Annotated in this window: 3 protein-coding genes; 2 read left to right on the top strand and 1 reads right to left on the bottom strand. The window is 70.5% G+C overall.

The features are described 5' to 3' along the window. Positions 1 to 116 precede the first annotated feature (116 nt). The gene (locus ABZ721_RS40760) at positions 117 to 2,342 is read right to left on the bottom strand and encodes a discoidin domain-containing protein (protein WP_358793901.1); all 2,226 of its coding nucleotides are present in this window, start codon (positions 2,340 to 2,342) and stop codon (positions 117 to 119) included. A gap of 927 nt (positions 2,343 to 3,269) precedes the next feature. On the opposite strand from ABZ721_RS40760, the gene ABZ721_RS40755 reads away from it, so the two are divergent. Together ABZ721_RS40755 and ABZ721_RS40750 are read left to right on the top strand one after the other, a co-directional pair. After that, entirely contained in the window at positions 3,270 to 4,394 is a 1,125-nt protein-coding gene (locus tag ABZ721_RS40755; RefSeq protein WP_358793900.1) for a DUF1996 domain-containing protein, read from the top strand. 410 nt (positions 4,395 to 4,804) lie between these two features. Beyond that, on the top strand, positions 4,805 to 5,254 hold the full coding sequence (locus ABZ721_RS40750; protein WP_358793902.1) for a DoxX family protein: 450 nt from the start codon (positions 4,805 to 4,807) through the stop codon (positions 5,252 to 5,254). The last annotated feature ends 70 nt before the right edge of the window (positions 5,255 to 5,324 follow it).

Here is a 5,324-nt window from a genome sequence, read left to right as displayed (position 1 = left end):
GGCTTGGTCCTTTGTGCTGCCTGGTAGCGCATCCGTCACGGAAGTCGCCGAGAGCTGTCCGCTCGCGCAGGACACGGTCGGCCGGGGCTGCTCGCCGCCGTACGCCGGTGGGGGGCTCAGCTGTAGATGCCTATCTCGTGGAGGGAGTAGCCCCATGCGGTGCCGCGCGCGGTGAGCTGGAGCCGTACGTGGCGGGCGGTGGTGTTGACCGCGAGGGTGTCGACATCGCCGTCACCGGCGGTGGTCTGGTACACCGAGCGCCACGTGGCGCCGTCGTCGGAGACCTGGACTTCGTAGGACTTCGCGAAGGCCGGGTCCCACACCAGCTGTAGGGTCCGCAGCGGCTTGGCGGAGCCCAGGTCGACCTGGATCCACTGCGGGTCGCTCCAGTCGCTGGCCCAGCGGGTGGCTTCCTTGCCGTCGACCGCCAGGGCCGGGGCGCAGGGGCAGTCGCCGTAGGCGGCCTGGAAGGAGGAGGCGGTGGCGGGGCGGTTGAGCGCCAGGTTGGTGCCGTTGACAGGCGGGGCGACGACCTTGACGGACTTGGTCTCGATGCCGGCGTTGCCGTGCCCGTCCTCGGACTGGATGTAGACCTTCCACACGCCGAGCTTCTGGGGGGCGGTGACGGCGAAGGTGCCGTTGCCGGTGGAGCGCCACGTCGCCTCGACGAGCCGCTTGTCACCGCTGGCGTAGTTTCCGGAAAGGAAGATCTTGTTGGTGATCGCGTCCCCGTCGGGATCGCGGATGTCGGCGCGGACGGTGAACTCCCTGCCGGCTCCGGCCGCACTCGCCGGGGTGACGGTCATGTTGCTGATCACCGGCGGGGTGTTGTTTCCGGCGGTGGAGCCGGTGTACGCCTTCTTCACGGCGTAGTAGGAGAGGCGCTTGAGCCCGTCGGGGATCAGGTTGAACCAGACGCCGCCGAAGTCGTGCTCCGTGCCGTAGTGGAAGAGGGTGGCGCCGAGGGCCACGCCCTGGTGGCCGGTGACGCAGTTCCAGGCTCGGGTGTAGCCGTCGGCCTTCGCCACGTCGGTGGGCTCGTCGGGAATGCCGTTGGCGTCATTCGGCACCTCCCACTCTCCGGCCGGGCCCGTCTCGGTGACGATGTACGGCTTGTTGTAGCCGCCGTCGAGCCAGTCCTGGCGGATCTTGCAGACGTTGTTGTACGAGTTCATCGCGTACAGGTCGAGGTCCGGCGCGTTGCGCTTGTAGTAGGGCCAGGCACCGGTCCAGGCATCGGTGGAGGTGACCGGGTGGTCGGGGTCAATGCTGTGGATCTTCTTGGCCACGTCGTTGACGAAGGAGGTGTACGCGTTGCGCTGCGCCTCCAGTTCCGTGCCGCTGTAGCAGTTCTGGAGCCCGAGCACCGACTCGTTCCCGACGTTCCACATCAGCGTCGCCGGGTGGCTCTTGTACGTGTCGACCCATTTGGCGAACTCGGTCAGCGAGCTGCTCTTGTAGGCCGCGTCGGTCACGTAGTTGACACAGCCGCCGGCCCCCGGGCCGCCGCCGGGCTGGAGCCAGAACCCGTTGATCACCCGGATGCCGTTGGCAGCGGCGGAGTCCAGGAGAGGCTTGGTGCTGCCGTCGGTGCCCCAGGTGCGGATGGTGTTGACACCCATGGACTTCACGTCCGGCAGATACTTCGACGCGTCTGCCACCGAGGGGCCCCAGGTCAGGCCCTTGACGACGTACGGCTGGCCGCCCGCGGTGAGCCGCCAGTTGCCCTGCGAGCCCTCGACCTTCACGGCGCCGGTGCCGCCGCCGGGGGGCGTGGTGCCCCCGTCGGAGCCGTACACCTGGAACTCCCACAGCGAGTACCCGTACCCGCCGGCTCGGAGGACCCCCTGCATGCGCACGTACCGGCCGGTGCCGGAGACGGCGATGTCATCGGTGCCGCCGTCACCGCCGGTGACGCTCTTGATCGTGCGCCACCCGCCGGTGCCGGTGTCGGAGACCTGGATGTCGTAACTCTTGCCGTACGCCGACTCCCAGTTCAAAACGACGCGGCTGAGGTCGTGCGAGGCGCCGAGGTCGACCTGGAGCCATTCGCCCTCCCGCCACTGACTGGCCCAGCGGGTGCCGGCGTTGCCGTCGACGGCGGCCGCGGCGGCGAGGCCGTCGCCCTCCTGTGAGGACGCGGTGGCGGGCTTGCCCTGCGAGAGCAGGACCTCGGCGGCGGCCGCGGCGCCGGCGGTCACGCTGGCGTCAGCGGCCTGGGCCACGGGCGCCACGGCCGCGGCGCCGAGGGTCGTGGCGAGCAGGGCGGTGAGCGCGGCGAAGGTGGGGAGTGCGGCGCGGGTGGGTCCCCGGCGTGGTGCCGAGGAGGGGGATCTGAACATGTCGGCTCCTTGCGGAAGGGCACACCGGGCCGTGCGGGCGCACGACCGTGGGGGTTCGGCCCGGCGGACGGGGATGGGCGCGGCGGGCCTCGACAGCCCGCCGGCGTGCGCGATGCTCGGCCGTACGACTCTCGGCGGCTACCGAGCCGACGTACGGCTTTGCGGGCCCTTCGGGCCGGGCTGCGGCGGGGCGCCGGCTCCCGGCCCGAAGGGGTGAAGGGGGAGGATCTCGTCCTGCCGGCGGGCCCTTGCGACTCCGGGGGCAGCTACTGGGCCGGGGTGACGCCTGCTGGACGCGCCGCCGCGCCGATCAGGCCCGTGTCGGCGCGAAGAGGTGCTGATTCTCATGGCGACGCCGCCGGTATACCGCCATCAGGCATGGACCGTCTCCTCGAAATCCAACGTGCGGAGCGCCCTATGGGAGAGCGCTCTCCGGAACCATGCCCTCCTCGGCACGCGGGGTCAAGACATCTGTCCCTTCCGGTGCGGCTCGATCCGCGCATGAACCCGGGAGCAGTGCCTGGGGCGAGGAAGGCGACGTCCGGCAGCACCCGGCGACGCGCGGGGTCTGCGTCGATCGCCGCCGATCGACCACCCCCCGGTCCGGCCCTTCCGCCCGCACTGCGCGGATCGCGTGCCCGGGACGACCGATACGCAACCCCCTCGGGGGCTGTTGCCATCGATTTGCCGGATCGGCCATCTATTCCGACGCCCGGGTCCACGCGTCCGTCCAGGCCACACGGCGTTTGGCAGGAATGGGCGAGCGCCGCACCACGCATCGGGCGGTAACAAGCTGTTGACACGCTCTTGTTGGGAGCGGAACACTCCGCAACACGGAGAGCGCTCTCCCGCTCAACGGGCTGTCGTGGCGCCCGCCTCGACACCCCGTCAGCCCCCCCATGTAGCGACATCAAGCAGGAGGTCTCCATGGCACGACGGAGGATCCGAACGATCCCCGGGCTGCTCATTGCCCTGTCACTGGCAGCGACCGGGCTCGGCATCGGCGGCGTCGCGATGACCACCGGGAGCGCGACCGCGTCCCCCGCGCCCGACGCGGCCGCCGCACACGCGGAGCACGTGGCCAAGGCCGGGTACGCGATGCCCGGCATGCCGGGCATGCCGCTGTCGACCAAGGCGTCGGGCGACGACCCGGACGGCGACGGCTACATCATGGCGAATCCGCCGGTCACGGGCGTGGCCCCGTCCACGTACGACCCCCCGCACGCCTACTTCCACGAGTTCCAGGCCCAGTGCGCTCCCACGAAGACCGCACCGGACGACCCGATCGTCTACCCGGGGCAGGCCGGCGCCTCGCACGACCACACGTTCATGGGCAACACCGGCACGAACGCGAACTCCACGACGGCCTCGCTGGAGTCCGGGAACACCGCGTGCCTCGCGGTGGGCGACAAGTCCGCCTACTGGATGCCCAGCCTGTTCAAGGGCACCCAGAAGATCCTGCCGATCGGCACGCAGACGATCTACTACAAGTCGGCCATCAACGACTACACCAGCGTGCGCCCCTTCCCCAAGGGTCTGCGCTTCGTGGTCGGCAGTCCGATGCAGTCCCAGGACGAGTTCCAGCACCTCAAGGGCACGGTCGAGGGCTGGGAGTGCGGGACGAGCTACCACAACTGGAACTTCCCCGCGACCTGCCCGAACACCCCTGACACCCAGCTCAACATCCGCCTGCAGTCTCCGAGCTGCTGGGACGGCATCCACCTGGACACGCCGGACCACAAGAGCCACATGGCCTACACCGTCGCATCGGGCAACAACCAGAACGTCTGCCCGGCCGACCACCCGGTCGCCCTGCCGATGATCGAGTTCAAGATGGCCTGGCCGGTCAACGGCGACATGTCGCAGATACACCTGTCCAGTGGCGCCGGCTACTCCTTCCACTACGACTTCTTCAACGCCTGGGACGCCCGGACGCTGGCCGCGATGGTCACGCACTGCGTCAACGGCGGTCTCCAGTGCGACTCGCGCGGCTACGACCAGTCGCAGCCCGGCAAGGGCGCGGTGCTCAACCAGAACTACCAGCTCCCGTAAGCCCGGAGCACACGCCCTCCCGCGGACCGAGTGCACTGCGGTTTCGCGGGAGAGCGCTCTCCATCCCCCAGACCTGTCCCCCCACCCCACAGGTGATCCATGGACTCCCCCGCGACACCCGCGACCCGCACCTCCGGTTGCTCCGGGCGCGCCACTCCCGACAGCGCCTTCGCAGCCGCTCCAGCCCCGGTCATGCCCACAGGGCAAACCCGCAGGGACGGCCAAGCGCCCCAACGCCCCGCGCGCGGCGATCGCGGCGGCTGCCGGCAGCCTCATCGTCGCCCAGGCTCCCGCCGCACACGCGCACGGAAGCACTTCGGCGCGCGGCACGCGATACAGCTACTCGCGGTCCGCGTTCGGCTGCCGCACGTGATGCGCGCGCAGCGGCGCGGAAAGGAGACGGTCTCGTGGTGACCGCGCGCCTGGATCGGGCGCAGCCCTATGCGCTCAGCCTGTTCCGTATCGTCGTCGGACTGCCCTTCGCCTGTCACGGGATGGCATCACTGTTCGGAGTCCTGGGAAGGCCCGAGCTGTCGGCGGACGAGTGGCCAGGCTGGTACGCGGCCGTGATCCAGTTGGTCGGTGGTGTCCTGGTGCTGCTCGGACTCGCCACCCGGCCGGCCGCGTTGGTCGGCTCGGGGTCGATGGCGTACGCGTACTCCGACGTCCACCAGAGACATGCGCTGCTGCCGATCCAAAACGGCGGCGAGGCGGCGGTGTTCTTCTGCTGGGCGCTGCTGCTGATCGTCTTCGCCGGCCCCGGCGCGCTGGCCCTGGACCGGCTGCTGGCTCGCCGCACCGTGCCGTGGCGCCGGACGCCCGAGGTGCCCGACGAGAACCGGACGGCGATCCCGGCCTGACAACCGCACCGTGGCCGCCCCGCCGGGGGGCGGGGGGGGGGGCCCCCGGCGGGGGGGGAGGGGAGGCGGC

Source organism: Streptomyces sp. NPDC006733, assembly GCF_040636125.1.
In the GTDB taxonomy this organism is placed as follows: domain Bacteria; phylum Actinomycetota; class Actinomycetes; order Streptomycetales; family Streptomycetaceae; genus Actinacidiphila.
This window is presented reverse-complemented; position numbering and strand designations above follow the sequence as displayed.

Coding starts and splice junctions, on each gene's coding strand:
- ABZ721_RS40760 (WP_358793901.1), bottom strand. CDS start 2,342: ATGTTCAGATCCCCCTCCTCGGCACCACGCCGGGGACCCACCCGCGCC.
- ABZ721_RS40755 (WP_358793900.1), top strand. CDS start 3,270: ATGGCACGACGGAGGATCCGAACGATCCCCGGGCTGCTCATTGCCCTG.